We start from the raw sequence: 21,441 nt of genomic DNA on the forward strand, positions 1-21,441 counted from the left end.
AGGCGACCGGATGTTGCTGAGTGGGAAGACCGTCGTCGTCTCCGGGGTCGGGGCCGGGCTCGGACACCAGGTGGCCGCGGCCGTGGTGCGCGACGGCGGCAACGCGGTGCTCGGCGCGCGCACCGGGGCCAACCTCGCCAAGTCCGCCGCCGAGATCGACCCCGACGGCACCCGCACGGCGTACGCGGCGACCGACATCACCGACGAGCCGCAGTGCGAGGCGCTCGCCGCGCTCGCCGTGGAGCGCTTCGGGGGGCTCGACGCGGTCGTGCATGTGGCCGCCTGGGACAGCCACTTCGGCGGCCTCCAGGACGCGGACTTCGCCACCTGGCAGCAGGTCATCGACGTGAACCTGCTCGGCACGCTGCGCATGACGCGGGCCTGCCTGCCCGCGCTCAAGGCGCGCGGTGGCTCCGTGGTCGTGATCGGCACGCAGTCGTCGGTGGCGGCGCCCTCACAGGTGCGGCAGGCGGCGTACGCGGCCTCGAAGGGGGCGCTGACCTCGGCCATGTACTCCATGGCACGGGAGCTCGGACCCGACCGCATCCGGGTCAACACGGTGCTGCCGGGCTGGATGTGGGGGCCGCCGGTGCAGGCGTACGTCCAGTTCACCGCGCACACCGAGGGCGTGCCAGAGCAGGAGGTGCTGGGGCGGCTCACGGAGCGGATGGCGCTGCCGGATCTCGCGACGGACGCCGACGTGGCGGAGGCCGTGATCTTCCTGGCCTCCGACCGGGCCCGCGCGATCACGGGCCAGTCGCTGCTGGTGAACGCAGGGGAGCTGATGAGGTGAGCCCGCCGACGTGAGACGCGCTCGCGTGGCGTGGGCGCGAGCCGCGCCCCCGTGGCGCGGTCATCAACTCACGCGCGACAAAAGGCAGTTGGACCTGACCCTCTCGGCCGCATGGGACCCGCATCCCGTGCGGCCGTTCGCGTGTGCAGGGGAGCCTGCTGGGCCGAGCCTGACGAAGTGCCCGCTCATCGTGTGGCCCCGGCCACACGCACGACAACACCTCCAGGGGTAAAGCACGAGCAAAATCGTTCGACTTTGTGACCCTCGTTCATATCCGTGACCGCCACATGTCTTGACCACCCGCTCCGACAAGGGGTTCAATCCCCGAAGTCCCCGCTCCCGCACGGGGCGCCGCTGAACCGGGCGAGCCGACGAAGGGCATCCGAGTTCACCGACGTCGTTCGGCGACGTTCACAGGGCGGACCCCTTGGAGGGGGCATGAACAGTCTCGACTGGGCCGTGCTCATCGGCTACTTCGGCGTGATGGTCGCGATCGGCCTCTGGTCCCACAAGCGGGTCGACGACGTCTCCGACTTCTTCACCGCCGGGGGCAGGATGCCCTGGTGGCTGTCCGGCATCTCGCACCACATGTCCGGCTACAGCGCGGTGATGTTCACCGGCTACGCGGGCATCGCCTACCGGTACGGCGTCACGTCCTTCGTGACCTGGTCCTTCCCCATCGCGGTGGGCATCGGCATCGGCGCCCGGCTCTTCGCGCCCCGGCTCAACCGGCTGCGCTCCGGGCTCCACGTGGCCTCCCCGCTCGAATACCTCAAGAACCGCTACGACATCCCGACCCAGCAGGCCCTCGCCTGGTCCGGGCTGCTGCTGAAGATCGTCGACGTGGGCGCCAAGTGGGCCGCCATCGCGACCCTGCTGTCGGTGTTCACCGGGATCACCATCACCCAGGGCATCTTCATCACGGGCTGCGTCACCGCCGTGTACTGCACGGTCGGCGGGCTGTGGGCGGACGCGCTCACCGAACTCGGCCAATTCGTCATCCAGTTGGCGGCCGGACTCGCGATGCTGATCGCCGTGATGGGCAGGCTGGACGGCTTCAGCACGCTGTGGACGGTGTGGGACAAGCTGCCCAGCGGCCACGCGCACGCCACCGCGGGCCCGTACACCGTCACGTTCCTGATGGCGTTCCTGTTCATCAAGACCTTCGAGTACAACGGCGGCATGTGGAACCAGGCCCAGCGCTACATGGCCACCGACTCGGCCCGCTCGGCCACGCGGTCGGCCTGGCTCTCGGCGATCCTGTGGGCCGTGTGGCCGACCGTGCTGTTCTTCCCCATGTGGTGCGCGCCGCTCCTGGTCCACGCGAAGAAGCCGGACGGTTCGGACTCGTACGCCCTGATGACCGAGACGCTGCTGCCGCACGGCATGCTCGGCCTGGTCGTCGTCGGCTTCTTCTCGCACACGATGGCCATGTGCTCCTCCGACGCCAACGCCATCTCGGCGGTCTTCACCCGCGACATCATGCCGGTCCTGTCGAAGTCGGCCCGGGGCTGGAACGCGCGCGCCGGGCTCGTCGCCGCGCGCCTGTCGACGCTGGTCTTCCTCGGCCTGTCGATGACGATCGCGACGCAGGTCGACTCGCCCGCGTTCAAGGACATCATCACCGTCGTGATCAAGTGGGTGGCCGGGCTGATGGGCCCGATCGCGATCCCGTTCATGCTGGGCATGCTCACGACGTTCCGGAGGTCCGGCCCGACGGCGGCGCTCACCAGCTGGGCGGCCGGGCTGCTCGCGTTCTTCTTCGTGAACTACGACCTGGACGGCTCGCAGAGGACCGGGGTGGCCCTCCAGTGGCAGGTGTCGGTGCCGCTCGCGATCTCGCTCGTCCTGTACGTCCTGATCGGCCTCCTCAGGCCGGAGGACACCCCCGAGCGGGACGCGCTGCTCGCCCGTATCAACTCCGATGACGGCGGGCCCGGTTCGGCCTCGGCGGCCGCCTCCGTACCGGCTCCCTCCGAAGCCGGGGAGACGAAGGTGGCGACGGCCGACTGACGTCGGTGCGTACGGCGCGCCCACGGGGTGCGCGGGCTCGCGGGCCGCTCGGGCCCGCTGCCTCAGCCGACGACCTGCGGGTCGCCCGTCTCGCCCGGCGCGAAGCCGTCGCCGCCCGGGGCCGGGTAGGCGCCGTCGCGGTGCGGGCCCAGGCGGGGACGGCGGCCCTTGGAGTCGTCGCCGCCGCCCGGCGGGCAGTGCTGGCCGCCGGCGTCCTCGTCCTCCTCCATCACCATCTGGTCGACGGCGTGCTGGGCGTCCCTCGCGTCGTACGGGGGGAGTTCGCCCTCGCGGGCCGAGGGGTCGGTGAAGGCGGGCTCGTCCTCGTTCTGGACGTACTGCGGATGGTCGGCGTCGTCGGCCGGGGCGGCGACGGAGCTGCCCGCGCCGGTGCCGAGCAGGGCGAGGGCGACCAGCGGGGCCGTGAACCAGCGGGCCGACGCGGTGCGGGCGGCCACGGTGCGGGCCACGGGAAGGGGGGTCATGACGACGACCCTGGCGAACTCCCGCGTGCGCGCGCGAGGGACACGCGGCGCCGGGGCCGGTCATCCGCCCGCAGGGGTGGTTTCAGCCCCTCGGATAGCGCAGCAGCCAGCCTGCCGTGTTGACGGCGGGTCCGTGCAGGGCGGGGCCCTGGGTCATCTCCATCGCGAAGTCGTCGGCGAGTTCGAGCACGGTCGCCCGGCCTTCGAGTTGGGCGAGCCAGGCGGGCGGCAGCGCGGTCTCGCCGTGCATCGCGCCGAGCAGGCTGCCGCAGACGGTGCCGGTGGCGTCCGAGGGTCCGTCGTGGTTGACCGAGAGCAGCAGGCCGTGCCGGATGTCCTCGCCGACCAGCGCGCAGTACACGCCGATCGCGAGCGCCTCGGGCGCGGTGTGCCCGGTGCCGAGCGTGGCGACCAGGCTCGGGCTCGGCATGCCCTGCCGCACGGCACCGAGCGCGTGCTTGAGCGCCTCGGTGACGCGCTGGTGCCCGGGGCGCACGGCGAGCTGCGCGAGGGCCCGCTGGACCGCGCCGTCCATGGACTCGCCGCGTGCGAGCCCGTGCACGATGACGGCGAGCGCGCCGGCCGAGAGGTAGGCCGCCGGGTCGCCGTGGGTCTGCGCCGCGCACTCCACGGCGAGCTGGAGCACCAACTGCGGCTCCCAGCCGACCAGGAGACCGAACGGCGCGGACCGGGTCAGTGCGGCCGGGTCGTCCGCCCCCGGGTTCTTCGGCTGCTCCAGGGTCCCCATGACGTCGTCGCCGAGCCCCACCAGGCACGCCTTCGCGGGGTCGCGCCGGGCGTAGAGCCACTCCTCGCGGGCCAGCCAGCCGTTGTCCTCGCGGCGCTCGTCGGGCCCCCAGTCGCGCTGGGTCGCCGCCCAGCGCAGATGCGCCCGGTGCACATCGGTGGGCGGGTGCCAGGCCCCGGTGTCGCGGCGCACCTGGGCCCGTATGAGCCCGTCGACCGTGAACAGGGTGAGCTGGGTGGCCGCGCTCACCGCGCCCACGCGGCCGTACGCGGGGACGAGGTCGCCCAGCGCGTCCATGCCGTGCCGCGCGCGGATCTCGCTCAAGGCGAGGCCCGCGACGCCCGCGCCGAGCGCGTCCCCGATCGCCCCGCCCAGCAGGCAGCCCCGCACCCGGCTGCGGAAGTCCTGCTGTTCGGCACGGCCCCAGACGGGTGCGGTGGCTCCGGCTGCTGCGCTCATGCGGCAGCACGGTACCTGAACGGATGCGCCCGTTTAAGGGGGCAAATTGACCGACCCTGGGCGCCCGCGGCTCAGGCTCGGGGGGCGGGCCCCGGCTCGGGCGGGCTGCCCGGGTAGGCGGGGTCGCCCTCGTCGGCGGGCAGCGGACCGGGCGGGATGCCCTGGGCCGCGCCCGCCTGCTCGGCCCGCGCGAGGTCCGCGAGCGCGGCCTGTTCTCGCCCCTCGGCCCGGTGCAGCCGGGCCCGCTGCCGGTACGCCCACACATAGCCCGGCACCAGGGCCACCGCCCGGTCCAGATCGGCCAGGGCCTCGGCGCCGCGCCCCAGCTCGGCGAGCGCCACCGCCCGGCTGCCCAGCGCCCACGCGTACCCCGGGTCGAGCGCGAGGGCCCGCCCGTACGCGGCGACGGCCTCCTCGTAGCGCCCCGCGAAGCGGTACACGTCGCCGCGCTCGCCGAGCACCCACGCCCACGACGGCGAGAGCCGCTCGGCCCGGTCGAGGTCGCCGAGCGCGCCCTCGGTGTCCCCGAGGAGCCCGCGCACATGGGCCCGCCGCACCAGTGCCCAGCCGTAGTCGGGGTCGATGAGCAGGGCCCGGTCGAAGTCTTCCAACGCCTCGGCAGGACGGCCCAGTTGGGCCTGGGCCTGGCCCCGGCTGCCCAGGATCAGGGCGTCGCCCGGGTCGAGCGCGAGGGCCCGGCCCAGTTCGGCGACGGCTTCCTCGTAGCGGCCCGCGCGCCGGTGGGTCTCACCGCGCTCGCGGGACGCACGCGGGCGGCCCGGCTCCAGCTCCTCCAGCCGGTCCAGGTCGGCGAGGGCGGCCGCGTGGTCGCCGAGGGCCCGGTGGGCCACGGCCCGCCCGTGGAGGGCGTCCGCACTGGCGGGGTCCAGGGTGAGCGCGCGCCGGTAGTCGGCGAGCGCCTCCTCGTACGCCTCGCTCCTGAAGTGGCCCCAGGCGCGGGCGGTGTGCACGGCGACCCGGTCCTCGTCGGTGAGTTCGGGGCGCGCGAGCATCATGCCGAGGACGTCGACGCCGTGGCGGTCCTCGGCGGCGAGCGCGGCCAGGCAGGCGGCGCCCCACTTGCGCAGGGGCTCGCGGTTGGCGTCCTCCCCGGCCTCGGCGATCACCCGTGCCCAGCGGCGGGCGGTGACGGTGCCCTGCCGGCAGGCCTCGATGCCGTCGCGCAGCACCTCCCCGAAGGCGCCCGCGGCGTCGGCGCACAGCCGGTGGTAGAGCTCTTCGAGGCGCGGCTCGCGCCAGGTCTCGTCGCGCCAGTGCGCGCCGGTTCCGGCCGCGGCACGCTCCTGGGCGTACCAGGCGGCGAGCCGTTCGTGTCCGGCCCGCCAGCGCTGCGGCGACGCGGTGCGCTGGAGGCGCTGCATCGGGGCGCGGACGACGTCGTGGTACTTGATCCGGCCGCCCTGGTCCCGTACGAACGGCAGCGAGCGCAGCCACTCGAACATCCCGGCCGCGTCCCCGCTGACGGCCGCGCGGAAGGTGTCCTCGTCCAGGCGGCGCGGCAGCGCGCCTTCGAGCGCGGCGGACCGGCGCACCGGGTCGGGCTCCCACTTCAGGAACCGTTCCACCGCCGTGGCGCTCGGGTCGCCGATGTCGCCGGGGGTCGCCGGACGGCTGCCCGCGAGGGTGCTCACGAGCACCGGGAGCCGGCCCGAGAGGCGCAGCACGTCGCGTACGACGTCCTCGTCCACCACCCCCTTTCCGGCCAGGAGTTGGCGGGCCTCGTCCTCGGTGAAGGGTTCCAGCGGGAGGTCGGCCACGTAGTCCGCGGCGGCGGGCCAGCGCGTGGCATCGGGCCTGCCCTGGCCGGACAGCGTGACCACCGCGTTGGCCGGGAGCCCGCCGTAGCGGTCGGTGGTGATCAGGTCGCGCAGCCAGTCGTCCAGGAAGGCCCCGGTGCGTTCGTAGGTGTCGAAGAAGAGGGCCACCCACGGGGCCTGGGCGGCGACCCGGCCCAGCTCCTCCACGAACACGGGGGTGAGCACCCGCAGCGGGTCGAGGACGAGCTGCACGTCCTCCTGGCGGCCGAGCCGGGCGCTGAGCGCGGCCCTCAACCGGTCGGCTCCCTCGGCGAGTTGGGCCGGGTCGACGGCGGCGGCGATCGCCCCGACGCCGGGCACGAGGCCCACCCCGGCCAGGCTCGCCCGCGCCGCGACGACCGCGCCGACCGAGGGGCCCGAGCCGGTCCCGGCACCGGCCGCCTCGGCCTCGTACCGGCGCTGGCGGTAGGTGGCCAGTATCCGGTCGAGCGCCTTGAGCGGGAAGCCCTGCCGGGCGAACCGCGCGCTGATCGCGCCCAGCGCCTCCGGGACGCTGTCCACGCCCTCGTCGGTGTAGGCCGTCAGCGCCCCGCGCTCCAGGGCCGCCTGCTCCAACTCCCGTACCAGCGAGGTCTTCCCGACCCCGGCGTTGCCGTGCACGCGGAAGACGAAGCGGTGGCGCTCGTCGTCGACGGGGACGTCGAAGTTGCGCCGGTAGACGGCGAGTTCATCCCGCCGCCCCACGAACCCGGCCCGCTTGCGGCGCCGGATGAGCTCCTGCATCGAAGGCTGCACGCCCCCACCACTCCCCGTCAGTCGAGCCCGAGATGCTCCCCCACCTCGACCATAGCGGGGAGCGCCAGGGCGCCTTGGGGCCGCAGGCCGTGGAGGTAGACGGCGACATGGCGCGCGGCGAGCGCCCCGGCCGCCTCGCGCGGCAGGTGCGGCATGGGGCGGCAGGCCATCGCCGCCGCCCCGATCAGGTCGAACGCCGTGATGTCGGCCCGCACGACCCCCTCGGCCCGCCCCTCGTCCAGCGCGGCGATGATCGCCCGCTGAAGCCCGCGCACCCGGGGGTCGCGCACCACGGGGCCGCCGATCGGCCATCCGGCCGGAGTCAGCCGTACCAGGTGACGTTGCAGACGTATACGCACGCATGACGCGGGACGGCGAGGAAGCTGATGAACCCCCGCCCGCCCAGCAGGTCGAACTCTCGCAGCCCGCCCTCCCGGTCGAGCGGCCTTCCGACCTTCACCGCGTCCCTGCCGAGCGCCGCGAGCTCGGTGGCCAGCCGCTCCACCTCGGCCACGACGCCCGCGGGCAGGCCGTCGGTGATGTACTCCGCGCTCGGGTTGTAGTCCCAGGCCCAGTCCGTCACAGCCCCGCCTCGTCCTCGGCCGCTTGCCGGATGCCACGGATCTCGGCGATGGCCTCCGTGGGGTCCTCCTCCCCCGCGTCCACGATGTGTTCGAGATCCCGCAGCCGTGCCGCGCGCGCGGGGTGCCGCTCGATGGCCACGAACACTCCCCAGGAGTGAACGAACGCCCTCAGGGGGGCGAGGCTCTGCGTCTGCTGTGCGTTCGTGGTCGCCTCGAACAGATGCTGGGTGAGCGCGGGGACCCGGCTCGGCGCGATGCGCCCCACCGCGGCCCGCAAGGCGTCGGGCGTGAGCTCGGGCATCGGGATCAGCGGCCCGTACGGACCATCGGGCTGGGCGCTCACAAGACCTCCGGAACAGACGGTTGGCCGACACGGGCTTCGCACAGTACAGGCGCAGCGGTGTGGCGCACGCGGGATCGGCCGTCCGCGCCCCCGGGGGCACGCTGGCCCGGGCCGGGCCAGCGCTGTCGGGGAGCGGTACGGGATGCGGTACACGCGGGGGACGATGGCGCTCGACTAGTCGCCCAGCACCGGCAGCAGCTCCGGCAGGTGGCCGTCCGAGGTGCGGGCCGCGTGGACTCGTTCCTGCGGGACCTCGCCGTACAGCGTGGTGCGCGGGCGGGACGGGCGGCCCGCCGCGTCCGCGATGGCCACCAGGTCCTTGATGGAGCGGTACGAGCCGTAACTGGAGCCCGCCATGCGGGAGATGGTCTCCTCCATGAGGGTGCCGCCCAGGTCGTTCGCGCCCGAGCGCAGCATCTCGGCGGCGCCCTCCTGACCCAGCTTCACCCAGCTGGTCTGGATGTTGGGGATGTGCGGGTGCAGCAGGAGGCGGGCCATCGCCGTCACCGCGCGGTTGTCCCGGGCCGTGGGGCCGGGGCGCGCGATGCCCGCCAGGTACACCGGGGCGTTGGTGTGGATGAAGGGGAGGGTCACGAACTCCGTGAAGCCGCCGGTCTCCTGCTGGATGCGGGCCAGCGTGCGGAAGTGGCCGAGCCAGTGGCGGGGCTGGTCGACATGGCCGTACATCATCGTGGAGGACGAGCGGATGCCCAGCTCGTGGGCGGTCCTGACGACCTCGATCCAGGTGGCCGTCGGCAGCTTGCCCTTGGTGAGGATCCAGCGGACCTCGTCGTCCAGGATCTCCGCCGCCGTGCCCGGGATCGAGTCCAGGCCCGCCGCCTTCGCCTCGCTCAGCCACTCCCGGATCGACATGCCGGTGCGGGTGGCGCCGTTCACGACCTCCATCGGCGAGAACGCGTGGACGTGCATGCCCGGCACCCGCTCCTTCACCGCCCGCGCGATGTCGAAGTAGGCCGTACCCGGCAGGTCGGGGTGGATGCCGCCCTGCATGCAGACCTCGACCGCGCCGACGTCCCAGGCCTGTTCGGCCCGGTCGGCCACCTGGGACAGCGAGAGCGTGTAGGCGTCCGCGTCGGTGCGGCGCTGCGCGAAGGCGCAGAAGCGGCAGCCGGTGTAGCAGACGTTGGTGAAGTTGATGTTCCGGGTGACGATGTACGTGACGTCGTCCCCCACCATCGACCTGCGGACGTCGTCCGCGACCCGGCACAGCGCGTCCAGCGCCTCGCCGTCCGCGTGCAGCAGGGCGAGCGCCTCGTCGTCGGTGAGCTTCGTCGGGTCGTCGGCGGCCGTCGCCAGCGCCTGGCGCACGTCCGCGTCGATGCGGGACGGCACCATGCCCGGGGCGGCCGCCTCGCGCAGCTCGGCCCAGTCGCCGTACACCGAGTCGAAGTCGTCGCGGCGGTCGCCGGTGCGGCCCTCGGTGTCGATGGTGCGGTGCAGATCGGTGCGGCCGCTCGCGGTGAATCCCTCGTCGGGCTCCTGCCAGGGGAGCCCGCGCACCTCGGCGCTCTCGTTCGCGAGGCCGGTCGCGCCGTCCGCGAGCGCGCGCACGTGCGGCAGCAGCCGGGGGTCCAGCCACGGCTCGCCGCGCTGGACGAACTCCGGGTAGATGCACAGCCGTTCGCGCAGCGAGAACCCGGCCGCACCGGAGCGGGCGGCCAGCTCGTCGATCTGCGGCCACGGCCGCTCGGGGTTGACGTGGTCGATGGTGACCGGCGAGACGCCGCCCCAGTCGTCGATGCCCGCGCCGATCAGCCGCTCGTACTCGCCCGCGACCAGGTTCGGCGGCGCCTGGAGGCAGGCGGCGGGGCCCATGATGTGCCGGGCCACGGCGACCGTCGCCACCAGCTCGTCGAGGTCCGCGTCGGGCATGCCGCGCATCGCCGTGTCCGGCTTGGCGCGGAAGTTCTGGATGATCAGCTCCTGGATGCCGTGGTAGGCGCGCGAGATGCGGCGCAGCGCGAACAGCGAGTCGGCCCGCTCCTCGTACGTCTCGCCGATGCCGATGAGCAGGCCGCTGGTGAACGGCACCGACGAGCGGCCCGCGTCCTCCAGGACCCGCAGCCGCACCGCCGGTTCCTTGTCCGGGGAGCCGTGGTGCGGGCCGCCGGGCTCGGACCAGAGCCGGGTCGCGGTCGTCTCCAGCATCATGCCCATGGAGGGCGCGACCGGCTTGAGCCGCTGGAAGTCGGTCCACGACAGGACGCCCGGGTTGAGGTGCGGGAGCAGGCCCGTCTCCTCCAGGATGCGGATCGCCATGGCGCGCACGTACGCGATGGTGTCGTCGTAGCCGTGCGCGTCCAGCCACTCGCGGGCCTCGGGCCAGCGGTCCTCGGGCTTGTCGCCGAGCGTGATCAGGGCTTCCTTGCAGCCGAGTTCGGCCCCCTTGCGGGCGATGTCGAGCACCTCGTCGGGCGACATGAACATCCCGTGCCCGGCCCGGCGCAGCTTGCCGGGCACGGTGACGAAGGTGCAGTAGTGGCACTTGTCCCGGCACAGCCGGGTGAGCGGGATGAAGACGCTCTTGGAGTACGTGATGACGCCCGGCCGGCCCGCGGCGTCCAGGCCCGCGTCGCGGACCCGGGCGGCGGAGCGGGTGAGGTCGTCGAGGTCGGCGCCGCGGGCCTGGAGCAGCACGGCCGCCTCGGCGACGTCGAGCGCGACACCGTCCCTGGCGCGTTTCAGCGCGCGCCGCATCGAGTTGGCGGTCGGTGCGGCGGACTGCTGCGAGGCAGGGTCCGGTCCTTCTGCCTGCGGGGGCTGCGCGCTGGAAGTCATCCTCCGAGGATACGAGCGCGGGGGCTCGCACCCGGGCGGCGGGCACCGCCCCCGGCACCAGCCGCGCATTTCCGGCCGATCTGCGCGAAAGGGCGGTACCACGCTGCGCGTCCGCGTCGATACTGGGGGTCGCTCCGGGCCCGAGCGGCGACACCCGTGCACGTTCGACGAACGGATGGGACCGACGTGACGACTTCACAGGGAACGCGACCGGACGCCGTGGTGAGCCTCTACCCGGAGCTGGACGAAGAGGCGCTCGACCAGGTCGCGCGGGCGCTGCGCACCGGCGACACATCGAGGCTCTCCCCCGCACGGGCGGCCGAGGTCGCCGAGACGCGCGAGGTGGCCACCTTCCTGGACGGCGTGAAGGTGCCGGTCGGCGAGGGCGTGGAGCTCGACGCCGCGCTGTGGCTGCACCAGGGGGAAGGGCCGCACCCGCTGATCGTGATGCCCTCGCCGTGGGCCAAGCAGGGCTGGACGCTCTACACCGTGCAGGCCATGCGCTTCGCGCGCCGCGGCTACCACGTACTGGCCTACACCGCGCGCGGCTTCGGCGAGTCCGGCGGCGAGGTCGAGGTGGCCGGCGAGGCCGACGTCGCCGACGGCGTCAAGGCCCTTGACCATCTCATCTCCCAGGCGGGCGGCCCGGGTTCGATCGGCCGGATCGGCTTCCTCGGGGACTCCTACGGCTCCGGCATCAGCCAGCTCGTCGCCGCCGAGGACCGGCGGGTGCACGCCGTGGTCGCGCTCAGCACCTGGGGCGACCTGGGCGAGGCGTTCTACGAGAACGGCACCCGGCACGTGGCCTCCGTGCAGACCCTGCTGGGCGCGGCCGCCACGGCCCGGCTCAGCGCGCGCACCCAGCAGGCCTTCGACGACGTCCTGGCCAACCGGAACATCGAGGAGACGCTGGAGTGGGCCGCCGAGCGCTCGCCGTACCACCGCGCCCAGAAGCTGAATGACCGTCAGGTGCCGGTGCTCTTCGCGCAGGCCTGGCACGAGACGCTGTTCCCGGGCAACCAGACGCTGAAGATGTTCAACGCGCTGAGCGGACCCAAGCGGCTGCTCTGGTCGATCGGGGACCACTCGGGCCCCGAGATGACCGGCCTGGTCGGACTGCCCAACCGGATCTGGCAGGACGCGCACCGGTGGTTCGACCGGCACCTGCTCGAAGCGGACGGGGACGAGGCCGCGGCCGCCGCCTTCGACACCGAGTCCGGCGCCGAGGACCAGGTCGTCAGCGAGGTCATGTGGGGCCGGGCCCTGGAGTCCCGGCCCAGCTGGCACGCGGCCACCGGCAACCCGGAGCGCTTCTACCTCGCCGGGCCCGCCGAGGGCGGCGCGGACGGCGGCCTCCTCGACAAGCCGACCAACGGCTGGCACACCACGTTCACCACGGGGACCGACACCCCGGCCACCGTCGCGGACCGGATCCTGCTCACCGGGTACGCGGAGCTGGCCGGGCTGCCCAAGGTGTACCGGACCGGGAGGATCGACCGGGCCGTGGCCGGGGTGTGGACGAGCGCGCCCCTGCCCTCCCGGCACCAGCTGCGCGGCGTGCCGCGGCTGCGGGTGACGGTCGCGGCAAGCGAGGCGGACACGACGTTCGTGGCGTACCTCTTCGACGTCAACGCGCACGGCCTCGCCCGCATCGTCACGCACGCGCCGTACACCTTGCTGGGGAGCGCTCCGGAAGAGCCCGTGACGGTCGACATCGCGCTCCAGGTCACCGGGTACGACGTGCGGGCCGGGCACCGTCTGATGCTGGTCCTGGACTCGGTGGACCCGTTCTACGGCCCGGCCGCCGAGACGCCCGGCACGATCACCGTCACCTCGCCCGACGAGGACCCCTCCTACCTGGAGGTCCCGCTCAGCTGACGCAAGGCGCGGGGGCGGCCGGACCGGGCGCCCCCGCGTCCCGTCGGCTAGAGGTACGAGGCGTAATCGTCGAGCACCTTGAGCACCCCGGCCTCGTCGGCGGGCGGCAGCTGGAGGACGACCTCGTCGATGCCGAGCTCCGCGTAGTGCGCGAGCTTGCCGGGGGCGGGCAGCACGGCGTACGGGACGACCTGGAGTTCCCGCGCGTCGCGCCCGGCCGCCTCCCACGCCGCGCGGAGCACCGGCAGCGATTCGGTCAGGCCGCGCCCGCCGATGGGCAGCCAGCCGTCGGCGTACTCGGCGATGTGCGCGAACAGCTTCGGCCCCGCGGCCCCGCCGATCAGGGTGCGGGGAGCGCCGCCGCGGACGGGCTTGGGGAAGGCGTACGAGGCCCGCACCGAGCCGAACTCGCCGTCGTAGGAGGTCGGTTGCTCGGCCCACAAGGCGCGCATGAGGGCCATGCGGTCCCGGCCGAGCTCGCGCCGGGTCGTCCACTCGACGCCGTGGTCGGCGGCCTCCTCCTTGTTCCAGCCGAAGCCGAGCCCGAGCGTGAAGCGGCCGCCGGAGAGGTGGTCGAGGGTGGCGATCTGCTTGGCGAGGTCGATCGGGTCGTGCTGGGCGATCAGCGTGATCCCGGTGCCGAGGTGCAGGTTGTCGGTGACCGCCGCGGCCTGCCCGAGCGCGACGAACGGGTCGAGGGTGCGCCCGTACTCCGGCGGCAGCTCGCCGCCCGCCGGGTACGGCGTGACCCGCTCCACCGGAATGTGGGTGTGCTCGGGCAGGCAGAGCCCGGAGAACCCGCGCCCCTCCAGTTCGCGGGCCAGGCGTACCGGGGTGATCGTCTGGTCGGTCAGGAAGATGGTGACGGCGATGCGCATCGGCATACCTTCCGGTCGGTCTGCGGTGGGGATCACTTCCTATCCCCAGCACCGCGCGGCCGCAAGAGCCGTCCGGGGCCGGTGTCCGGGGACCGAGGGAATCGGACACGTCCCCTCAACTCCCGGACTCCCGGCGTTCACACGCGGGTACGACAGTGGGCACACGCCCGGCCGGGGCCGGGCGCCCCGCGCCGCCCCTCCCGAACCACCCGTACCCATCCCCCACACCCTGGGAGCTCCGCTCATGACCGAGAACGGATCCGGATCCATCGGCAGGCGAGGACTCATCGTGACGGGCGCGGCCACCGCCCTTACCTTGGGAACCGTGAGCTTCGCGAACGCGGCCCCCGCCGGCGGCGCCGGCGCCCGCCCCGACGAGACCAGAGTGGTGCGCGGCACCCTGCCGCCCGGCTCGCCCGACTTCGTGTACTTGCCGGTCGAAGTTCCGCACGGCGTACGGGAGTTGGCGGTCTCGTACGCGTACGAGAAGCAGACCGTGCCCGCGGGCACCCAGAACAACGCGCTCGACATCGGCATCTTCGACGAGCGGGGCACGGCGCTCGGCGGGGAGGGCTTCCGGGGCTGGTCCGGCGGGGCGCGCAAGGAGTTCTTCCTCCGCGCCGACGACGCGACCCCGGGCTATCTGCCCGGCCCGGTGCGCGCCGGGACCTGGCACGTGGCGCTCGGCCCGTACACGGTGGCCCCGCAGGGTCTGCCGTACACCGTGACGATCACCCTGAAGTACGGCGAGCCCGGCACCACCCCGGCGCCGGTCCATCCGCCGACCCGGGCCAAGGGGCGCGGACGGGCCTGGTACCGGGGCGACTGCCACCTGCACTCGGTGTACTCGGACGGCGGGCGCACCCCGGCCCAGATCGCGGCACTGGCCCGGGCGGCGGGCCTGGACTTCATCAACACCTCGGAGCACAACACCAATGCGGCGCACCGGGCGTGGCAGGGCCTGTGGGGCGACGACCTGCTGATCATGACGGGCGAGGAGATCACCACCCGCAACGGCCATGTGGTGGCCCTCGGCACGGACCCGGGCACGTTCATCGACTGGCGCTACCGGGCCCGGGACAACCGTTTCGGCCACTTCGCGCGCGAGGTCCGCGCGGCGGGCGGCCTCGTGGTCCCGGCCCACCCGCACGCGACCTGCGTCGGCTGCGGCTGGAAGTTCGGCTTCGGCGAGGCGGACGCGGTGGAGGTGTGGAACGGCCCGTACACCCCGGACGACGAGGTGACCCTCCAGGAGTGGGACAACTCCCTTGCGGTGGCGGCCCGTTCGGGCAGACCGTGGACTCCGGCGATGGGCAACAGCGACGCCCACCGCGACCCGGACCGCGTCGGCGGCCCCCAGACGGTGGTCCTGGCCGACGACCTGACGCGCGAGGCGATCCAGGCGGGCCTGAGGGCGGGCCACTCCTACGTGGCGGAGTCCGCGGCGGTGTCCCTGTCCTTCACCGTCTCCGGCGGCCACGGCCAGCACGCGGGCATCGGCGACCGCCTGCGGGCCGCCCCGGACGAGCCGGTGACGGCCCGCCTGGAGGTGCGGGGCGCCCCCGGCTGCTCGGCCGCCTTCGTGACGGACCAGGGCACCCTGTACACGACCCAGCTCCCCGCCTCGGGCACCGGCACGGCCACCTGGCAGACGACCCCGGCGTACGCGACGTACATCCGGGCCGAGCTCCGCCACCCCCCGCTCGTCCCGGGTCTGCCGGGGCCGCTGACGGCGTTCACCAATCCGGTCTTCCTGGGCCGCTGACGCGAGCCCGCCCCGGCTCGCGTCGGCCGCGCCCGACGCGAGCCGGGCGCGTCCCCGTCAATGGGCGCGTCCCCGTCACCGCGCTCATCGCCGTACCGCGCGGCCGAGCGCGGGCGGAGACGGCCGGGGCCGCGGGTCGCGCCCGGCGCCGGGGTGCCAGTGGCCGGCGGGGGCGAAATCCGCGATTTGCACCAGCGCGTCCCGCCCGGCACGGTGGAGGCATGATCTTCATCGCCGTCCGCTTCACCGTCCGCCCCGAGCACGCCGACAACTGGCTCACCATCGTCGACGACTTCACCCGCGCCACCCGCGCGGAGCCCGGCAACCTGTTCTACGACTGGTCCCGCAGCGTGGACGACCCCACCCAGTACACCCTGCTCGAAGCCTTCGCCGACGCGGCCGCGGGTGCGGCGCACGTCGACTCCGACCACTTCCGCGCGGGCATGGAGTCGATGGCCGGTGCCATCGCCACCACGCCCGAGATCATCAACGTCGAGGTGCCCGGCCAGGGTTGGGGACGGATGGCCGAGCTGTCGCCGAAGTAGCGGTCACCCGGGCCAGACGATCGACTGGAGCTCGCTGTACGCGTGCAGCGCGTACGAGCCGACGTCGCGGCCCACCCCGCTCTTCTTGAAGCCGCCGAACGGCGCCTCCATGTTCCGGCCGATCGTGTTCACGCCGACCCCGCCCGCGCGCAGCCGCCGCGCGACCCGGAAGGCGCGGGCCACGTCCCCGGACCACACGTAGTCGAGCAGGCCGTAGTCGCTGTCGTTGGCCAGCGCGACTCCTTCCTCCTCGTCGTCGAAGGGGATCACCACGACCACCGGCCCGAAGATCTCCTCGCGGGCCACCCGCATGTCGTTGGTGCAGTCCGCGAGGAGCGTGGGGGCGACGTAGAAACCCCGGTCGCACGCGGGGCGTTCGCCTCCTGCCACCACGGTCGCCCCCTCCTTGCGGCCCAGCTCCACGTACGACTCGACGCGGTCCCGGTGGGCGGCCGAGATCACCGGCCCCACCACCGTGTCCGGCGCCGTCGGATCGCCCACCTTCAGGAAGCCCGCGTACCCCGCGAGCCTCTCGACCAGCTGGTCGTGGACCGCGCGCTGGACCAGGACGCGGGTCGGCGCGGTGCAGATCTGGCCGCTGTAGAAGGAGAAGGTCGTGCCGATGCCCTGCACCGCCGAGTCGAGGTCGGCGTCGGCGAAGACGACCGCGGCCCCCTTGCCGCCCAGCTCCATCAGCTGCCGCTTCATGGCACGCCCGCACACCTCCGCGATGCGCTGCCCCACGGCCGTGCTGCCGGTGAAGCTGACCATGTCGACGTCGGGCGAGTCGACGGCCGCCTCGCCCACCGCGGGCGCGGACCCGGTGACGACGTTCACCGCCCCGCGCGGCACCCCGGCCTCCTGAAGCGCCTCGGCCATCTTGAACACCGACAGCGGGTCCTGCGGCGCGGGCTTCACCACGACCGTGTTGCCCATCGCGAGCGCGGGCGCCACCTTGCCCGCCGGGTTGGCCCAGGGGTTGTTGTACGAGGTGATACAGGTGACCACCCCGACCGGCTGGCGCACCGCGAGCGCACCGAAGACCCCGGCCCGCCCCATCGGCCCCGCCTCGTTCACCTGCGGCACCAGCGCCTGCTCCACCGGCTCCAGGGCGCCCTTGGCGTACCGGCGGAACCGCGCGATGGCGACCCCGACCTGCATGCCGCGCGCGGTGGCGGCGGTGGCGCCGGTCTCGGCGCGGGCGAGCTCGGCGTTGGGAGCGAAGTCGCGCTGCATGAGGTCGGCCGCCCGGTCCAGGATCGCGGCCCGCTCCTCGGGACGCGTACGCGACCAGGAGCCGAAGGCCTCCCTCGCGGCGGCGGCCGCCCGGTACACCTGCTCGCGGCTGGCCTCCGGCGCGAGCCCGACCTCCTCCTCGGTGGCGGGGTCGAGCACGGGCCAGTGCCCGCCGTCGGGCTCGACCCACTCACCGCCGATGAACAACTTCCGTTCACCATAGGGCAGTTGAGGCACGTTCACCTGGTGCTCACCGTCCTGGTGTCGCGTCCGGAGCGGAGCACCGTGCCGGGCACGGCACCCGTCACCCGGTCGTCGCGGAGCGTCTCGACGCCGTTGACCCGGACCGAGACGACGCCGATCGCCTTGGAGTCGAGCCGGGGGCTGTTCCCCGGCAGGTCGTGGACGAGGGTGGCGGGCCCGGCCTCGATGCGTTCGGGGTCGAAGAGGACGAGGTCGGCGTGGAAGCCCACCTCGACGCGGCCGCGCTCGCGCAGCCCGAACAGCCGGGCGGGATCGTCGGTGAGCATCCGCACGGCGCGCTCAAGGGGGACGAGCCTGCGGCCGCGCAGACAGTCCCCGAGGAAGCGGGTGGTGTACGGGGCGCCGCACATCCGGTCGAGGTGCGCCCCCGCGTCGGACCCGCCGAGCAGCACGTCCTCGTGCTCCCAGGTCTCGCGCCGCAGCGCCCAGGTGGCGGGGTCGTTGTCGGTCGGCATGGGCCAGAGCACCGTACGCAGCCGGTCGTTGGCGCAGATCTCGACGAGGCAGTGGAACGGGTCGAGCCCGCGCTCGGCGGCGATGTCGCGGACGACCCGGCCGGAGAGCCCCTCGTTCTCGGGGCTGTAGGTGTCGCCGATGACGTACCGCCCGAAGTCGGCGAGGCGCCGGAAGATCCCAGCCTCCTTGCTGTCGGCGCGGCGCAGCATCTCGGCCCGTACGCCCGCGTCGCGCAGTCGGTCGATGCGCTCGGGCACGGGCAGGCCGAGGATCTCGCCCCAGCCCGGGATGAGGTTGAGGGCGCAGAAGGTGCCGAGGGACATGTTCATGGGCGTGAGGATCGGCATGGTCAGGGCGACGATCCGGCCTCCGGCCTTGCGGGCGCGCTCGCTGGGGACGAGCTGGCGGGGTACGCGTTCGGGTACGGCGGCGTCGATGGTGAGGACGTTCCAGTTGAGGGGACGCCCGGCGGCGGCGCTCATCTCGACCAGGAGGTCGATCTCCTCGTCCGCGAACTGGTCGAGGCACCCGGCGACGATCGCTTCGAGCTGGGTGCCCTCGTGCTCGCCCACCGCCCGGCTGAGCGCGAGGAGTTCGGCGGGCAGGGCGTGCCGGGAGGCGACGGGCCTGCCGTCGCCGTCGGAGTGCGTGGAGGACTGGGTGGTGGAGAGCCCCCAGGCCCCGGCGTCCATCGCGTCGTGGAGCAGGGCGAGCATGGCGTCCATCTGCTCGGGGCTCGGCTGCCCGCCGACCGCGTCCGGGCCCATGACGTGGCGCCGCAGGGCGCAGTGCCCGACCATGAACCCGGCATTGACGGCGATGCGCCCGTCGAGCGCCCCGAGGTACTCCGCGAAACCGGACCACCCCCAACTCACCCCGTCCTCAAGGGCCTTGAGGGACATGCCCTCGACCTTGGACATCATGCGGCGGGTGTAGTCGGCGTCCTCGGGGCGCGCGGGGTTGAGCGGGGCGAGCGTGAAGCCGCAGTTGCCGCCGGCGACGGTGGTGACGCCGTGGTTCATGGACGGGGTGGCGTACGGGTCCCAGAAGAGCTGGGCGTCGTAGTGGGTGTGCGGGTCGACGAACCCGGGGGCGAGTACGAGCCCCGTGGCGTCCTCGCTGGTCGCGGCCCCCTCGGTGACGGTGCCGGGGGCGGCCACGACGGCGATCCGGCCGTCCCGGATCCCCACGTCGGCGCTCCGCGCGGGTTCACCGGTCCCGTCCACGAGGGTGGCGCCCTTGATCAGGTGGTCGAGCATGGGATCCCTTTCCTTGTCATGGTGCGGGGTCGCTGCCGCGGGGGCGTTTCGGGGTGCGCCCCGGTCCCCCGGTCGGGGTGGTGCGGGGTGCGCCCCGGCTCCCTGGCCGGGGTGGTGCGGGGTGCGCCCCGGTCCCCTGGGCGGGGGTGCGGGGTGCGCCGCGGCTGCCTGGCCGGGGGTGGTGCGCTGTGCGGCCAGGCCGGGGGGCGTTGGTGCTACCCGGTCCCCCTGCCCGGGGCTCCCCGGTCCCGCCCAGTGGGTCCGCCCCGGTCGGCGCAGTGCAGGGTGCGCTGTGCACCCCGGCCGGGGTGCCTTGGTGCTACCCGGTCCCCCTGCCCGGGGCTCCCCGGTCCCGCCAGTGGGTCCGCCCCGGTCGGGGGCCGCCGCGAATGGCCTCCGGCCGGGGCCGGTTACGGGGCGGCGGTCCGGGAAGACACCGCCCCGCGTCTTTCTGCCCGGGGGCCTCTGCCCCCGGCGCCCCCTGGGTTGGGGTGGCCCCCGGGGGTGTTCTCCCACCCACCGCCCGTATGCGCGGGATCGGGTGGCTCGGGCCTTCCTGGGGCTGCGCCCCAGACCCCGGGGCCCCTCCCCGCCCCTTCCCCAAACCCTCCGGGGGTTGGGGGGTCCGGTTGCGAGCCCTTCACCCGCGGACCGTGCGTGGCTTGTCGCGCAGTTCCCCGCGCCCCTGAACCCGTTCTCGTCCGCCCACCGTGCGTGGTTGCTCGCGCAGTTCCCCGCGCCCCTTAGCGGCATGACGCTGGCCAGCATGAGCAACCTCAGCCCGTCCGGCGTTTGAGGACGAGCGCCCTCAAGGCGCGAACGGGGTCTGGGGCAGAGCCCCAGGGTCCCTGCGGACCGTGCTGGGCCGCTCGCGCAGTTCCCCGCGCCCCTGACAGGGTCATGCTGGCCAGCATGGACATCCTCAGCAGCACGGTGCTGGACCACTCTGGCAACCTCAGCCCGTCCGGCGTTTGAGGACGAGCGCCGTTCAGGCGCGAACGGGGTCTGGGGCAGAGCCCCAGGACGCCCGCGGACCGTGCTGGGTCACTCGCGCAGTCCCCCGCGCCCCTTGGCGGCATGGCGCTGGCCCGCAGGGGCAACCTCAGCCCGTCCTGCGACAGGCGGGGTTGGGGGGCGGCTCCACCCTGGGCCGGGCCCCGCTCAACCCCCCGCAACCCCCCTGAACCGCGAGGACCGATGCACAGGATCCGTATCGATCTTCGGAATCACATGCTCCCCGATCAGCCGAATCGTCTGGAGCGTGTCCTCGAACGGCACCCCGATCGGCAGCCCGAACGACAACTGGTCGGCCCCCGCCTGCTCCCACCGCTTGCACTGCGCCGTCACCTCGTCCGGATCACCGCAGATCATCAGCTCCTCGGAGATGAGCAGCTCGATGATCTCCGCGTTGTACTCCGGCAGCGTCTCCGGCCACTCCGGAATCCCCTCCGGCCGCGGAAACGTGTCGTGGTAGCGGAACACCAGCGACTGGAGCCGGTTGAGACCCCCCTCGACCGCGATCCGCACGGCCTCGTCGTGCGTCGGCGCGCAGATCGCCGTGGACGTCACCATCACGTTGTCGTTCACGAAGTCACCGACCGGCTCGGCCTCCTGGATGGCCGTCTTGTACTGCTCCAGGACCCACTCCATGTCGGAGACCTTCTGCACGGAGAAGCCGAGCACCCCCAGCCCCTTGCGCGCCGCCATGGCGTACGAGGAGGGCGACCCGGCGGCGTACCACATGGCCGGGTGCGACTTCCCGTACGGCTTGGGGAAGATCTTGCGGGGCGGGAGCGACCAGTGCTTGCCCTGGAACCCCGGGTACTCCTCCTGGAGCCACATCTTGGGGAACTCGGCGATGGTCTCTTCCCAGATCTCCTTGGTGTAGTTCATGTCGGTGACACCCGGTATGAACCCCAGGATCTCGTGCGACCCCGCCCCCCGCCCGCTGCCGAACTCGAAGCGCCCCTCCGACAGGTGGTCGAGCATGGCCACCTTCTCGGCGACCTTCACCGGGTGGTTGACCTGGGCCAGCGGGTTGAAGATGCCCGAGCCCAGGTGGATGCGCTCGGTGGCGTGGGCGAGGTAGCCGAGGAAGACCTCGTTGGCGGAGAGGTGGGAGTACTCCTCCAGGAAGTGGTGCTCGGAGGCCCAGGCGTACTTGAAGCCGGACTGGTCGGCCTGGATGACGTACTTCGTCTCCTCCATGAGCGCCTTGTGCTCCGCCATGGGGTCGACCGCGGACCGTGCTGCCGGCACGTATCCCTGCACAAAGAGTCCGAATTCCAAGGGACTTCTCCTTCATGAGATATCACGAGTTTCTGACGCATCGTCAGATTGTGACGAGCTCGACTGTTCCACCG

The 21,441-nt window shown here is 73.4% G+C and carries 16 protein-coding genes; 5 read left to right on the top strand and 11 right to left on the bottom strand.

All coding sequences use genetic code 11. The features are described from left to right. Positions 1-10: 10 nt before the first annotated feature. Together AC07F3_RS30135 and AC07F3_RS30140 are read left to right on the top strand one after the other, a co-directional pair. Positions 11-793 carry an SDR family oxidoreductase gene (locus tag AC07F3_RS30135; protein WP_479117564.1) on the top strand — a complete coding sequence of 261 codons (783 nt, stop codon included), beginning with the start codon at positions 11-13 and terminating at the stop codon, positions 791-793. Positions 794-1,231: 438 nt separating this feature from the next. Beyond that, on the top strand, positions 1,232-2,806 hold the full coding sequence (locus AC07F3_RS30140) for a sodium:solute symporter family protein (protein ID WP_479117565.1): 1,575 nt from the start codon (positions 1,232-1,234) through the stop codon (positions 2,804-2,806). A gap of 62 nt (positions 2,807-2,868) precedes the next feature. Here the strand turns inward: AC07F3_RS30140 and AC07F3_RS30145 are convergent, their stop codons facing one another. From AC07F3_RS30145 to AC07F3_RS30175, 7 genes are all read right to left on the bottom strand, one after another. After that, positions 2,869-3,291, bottom strand: a complete 423-nt coding sequence (locus tag AC07F3_RS30145; RefSeq protein ID WP_479117566.1) for a hypothetical protein — start codon at positions 3,289-3,291, stop codon at positions 2,869-2,871. 82 nt (positions 3,292-3,373) lie between these two features. Next, positions 3,374-4,498, bottom strand: coding sequence for an ADP-ribosylglycohydrolase family protein (locus AC07F3_RS30150; protein ID WP_479117567.1), 1,125 nt, complete (start codon positions 4,496-4,498; stop codon positions 3,374-3,376). Positions 4,499-4,569: 71 nt separating this feature from the next. Next, positions 4,570-7,071 (bottom strand): tetratricopeptide repeat protein, encoded by a 2,502-nt coding sequence (locus tag AC07F3_RS30155; RefSeq protein WP_479117568.1) that lies wholly within the window; start codon positions 7,069-7,071, stop codon positions 4,570-4,572. Between the two features lie 17 nt (positions 7,072-7,088). After that, positions 7,089-7,430, bottom strand: a complete 342-nt coding sequence (locus tag AC07F3_RS30160; protein ID WP_479117569.1) for a hypothetical protein — start codon at positions 7,428-7,430, stop codon at positions 7,089-7,091. Further along, positions 7,394-7,654 (bottom strand): hypothetical protein, encoded by a 261-nt coding sequence (locus AC07F3_RS30165; protein ID WP_469486155.1) that lies wholly within the window; start codon positions 7,652-7,654, stop codon positions 7,394-7,396. The genes AC07F3_RS30160 and AC07F3_RS30165 overlap by 37 nt, the downstream gene beginning before the upstream one ends. Continuing rightward, on the bottom strand, positions 7,651-7,998 hold the full coding sequence (locus AC07F3_RS30170; protein ID WP_479117570.1) for a DUF6247 family protein: 348 nt from the start codon (positions 7,996-7,998) through the stop codon (positions 7,651-7,653). The genes AC07F3_RS30165 and AC07F3_RS30170 overlap by 4 nt, the downstream gene beginning before the upstream one ends. Positions 7,999-8,172: 174 nt before the next feature. Further along, positions 8,173-10,797, bottom strand: a complete 2,625-nt coding sequence (locus tag AC07F3_RS30175) for a bifunctional FO biosynthesis protein CofGH (RefSeq protein ID WP_479117571.1) — start codon at positions 10,795-10,797, stop codon at positions 8,173-8,175. Between the two features lie 186 nt (positions 10,798-10,983). Here AC07F3_RS30175 and AC07F3_RS30180 point away from each other — a divergent pair, with 186 nt between their 5' ends. Continuing rightward, entirely contained in the window at positions 10,984-12,675 is a 1,692-nt protein-coding gene (locus AC07F3_RS30180) for a CocE/NonD family hydrolase (RefSeq protein ID WP_479117572.1), read from the top strand. 47 nt (positions 12,676-12,722) lie between these two features. Here AC07F3_RS30180 and AC07F3_RS30185 read toward each other — a convergent pair whose 3' ends face one another. Further along, complete coding sequence (locus AC07F3_RS30185; protein WP_479117573.1) at positions 12,723-13,553, bottom strand: LLM class F420-dependent oxidoreductase; 831 nt, start codon at positions 13,551-13,553, stop codon at positions 12,723-12,725. 244 nt (positions 13,554-13,797) lie between these two features. On the opposite strand from AC07F3_RS30185, the gene AC07F3_RS30190 reads away from it, so the two are divergent. Both AC07F3_RS30190 and AC07F3_RS30195 read left to right on the top strand, forming a co-directional pair. Beyond that, on the top strand, positions 13,798-15,318 hold the full coding sequence (locus AC07F3_RS30190; RefSeq protein ID WP_479117574.1) for a CehA/McbA family metallohydrolase: 1,521 nt from the start codon (positions 13,798-13,800) through the stop codon (positions 15,316-15,318). A 221-nt stretch (positions 15,319-15,539) separates the two neighbouring features. Continuing rightward, a complete protein-coding gene (locus AC07F3_RS30195) occupies positions 15,540-15,863 on the top strand; it encodes a putative quinol monooxygenase (protein WP_479117575.1) in 324 nt (107 codons plus the stop codon). A gap of 3 nt (positions 15,864-15,866) precedes the next feature. On the opposite strand, the gene AC07F3_RS30200 is transcribed toward AC07F3_RS30195, so the two are convergent. From AC07F3_RS30200 to AC07F3_RS30210, 3 genes are all read right to left on the bottom strand, one after another. Continuing rightward, entirely contained in the window at positions 15,867-17,342 is a 1,476-nt protein-coding gene (locus AC07F3_RS30200; RefSeq protein WP_479117576.1) for an aldehyde dehydrogenase family protein, read from the bottom strand. Continuing rightward, positions 17,339-19,078, bottom strand: coding sequence for an N-acyl-D-amino-acid deacylase family protein (locus tag AC07F3_RS30205; protein WP_479117577.1), 1,740 nt, complete (start codon positions 19,076-19,078; stop codon positions 17,339-17,341). Before AC07F3_RS30205 ends, AC07F3_RS30200 begins: the two co-directional genes overlap by 4 nt. Before the next feature lie 1,161 nt (positions 19,079-20,239). Beyond that, positions 20,240-21,367 (bottom strand): LLM class flavin-dependent oxidoreductase, encoded by a 1,128-nt coding sequence (locus AC07F3_RS30210; RefSeq protein ID WP_479117578.1) that lies wholly within the window; start codon positions 21,365-21,367, stop codon positions 20,240-20,242. Positions 21,368-21,441 lie beyond the last annotated feature (74 nt).

The sequence above is a fragment of the Streptomyces sp. NPDC045846 genome, from assembly GCF_056431605.1.

Coding starts and splice junctions, on each gene's coding strand:
- AC07F3_RS30135 (WP_479117564.1), top strand. CDS start 11: ATGTTGCTGAGTGGGAAGACCGTCGTCGTCTCCGGGGTCGGGGCCGGG.
- AC07F3_RS30140 (WP_479117565.1), top strand. CDS start 1,232: ATGAACAGTCTCGACTGGGCCGTGCTCATCGGCTACTTCGGCGTGATG.
- AC07F3_RS30145 (WP_479117566.1), bottom strand. CDS start 3,291: ATGACCCCCCTTCCCGTGGCCCGCACCGTGGCCGCCCGCACCGCGTCG.
- AC07F3_RS30150 (WP_479117567.1), bottom strand. CDS start 4,498: ATGAGCGCAGCAGCCGGAGCCACCGCACCCGTCTGGGGCCGTGCCGAA.
- AC07F3_RS30175 (WP_479117571.1), bottom strand. CDS start 10,797: ATGACTTCCAGCGCGCAGCCCCCGCAGGCAGAAGGACCGGACCCTGCC.
- AC07F3_RS30185 (WP_479117573.1), bottom strand. CDS start 13,553: ATGCGCATCGCCGTCACCATCTTCCTGACCGACCAGACGATCACCCCG.
- AC07F3_RS30190 (WP_479117574.1), top strand. CDS start 13,798: ATGACCGAGAACGGATCCGGATCCATCGGCAGGCGAGGACTCATCGTG.
- AC07F3_RS30195 (WP_479117575.1), top strand. CDS start 15,540: ATGATCTTCATCGCCGTCCGCTTCACCGTCCGCCCCGAGCACGCCGAC.
- AC07F3_RS30205 (WP_479117577.1), bottom strand. CDS start 19,078: ATGCTCGACCACCTGATCAAGGGCGCCACCCTCGTGGACGGGACCGGT.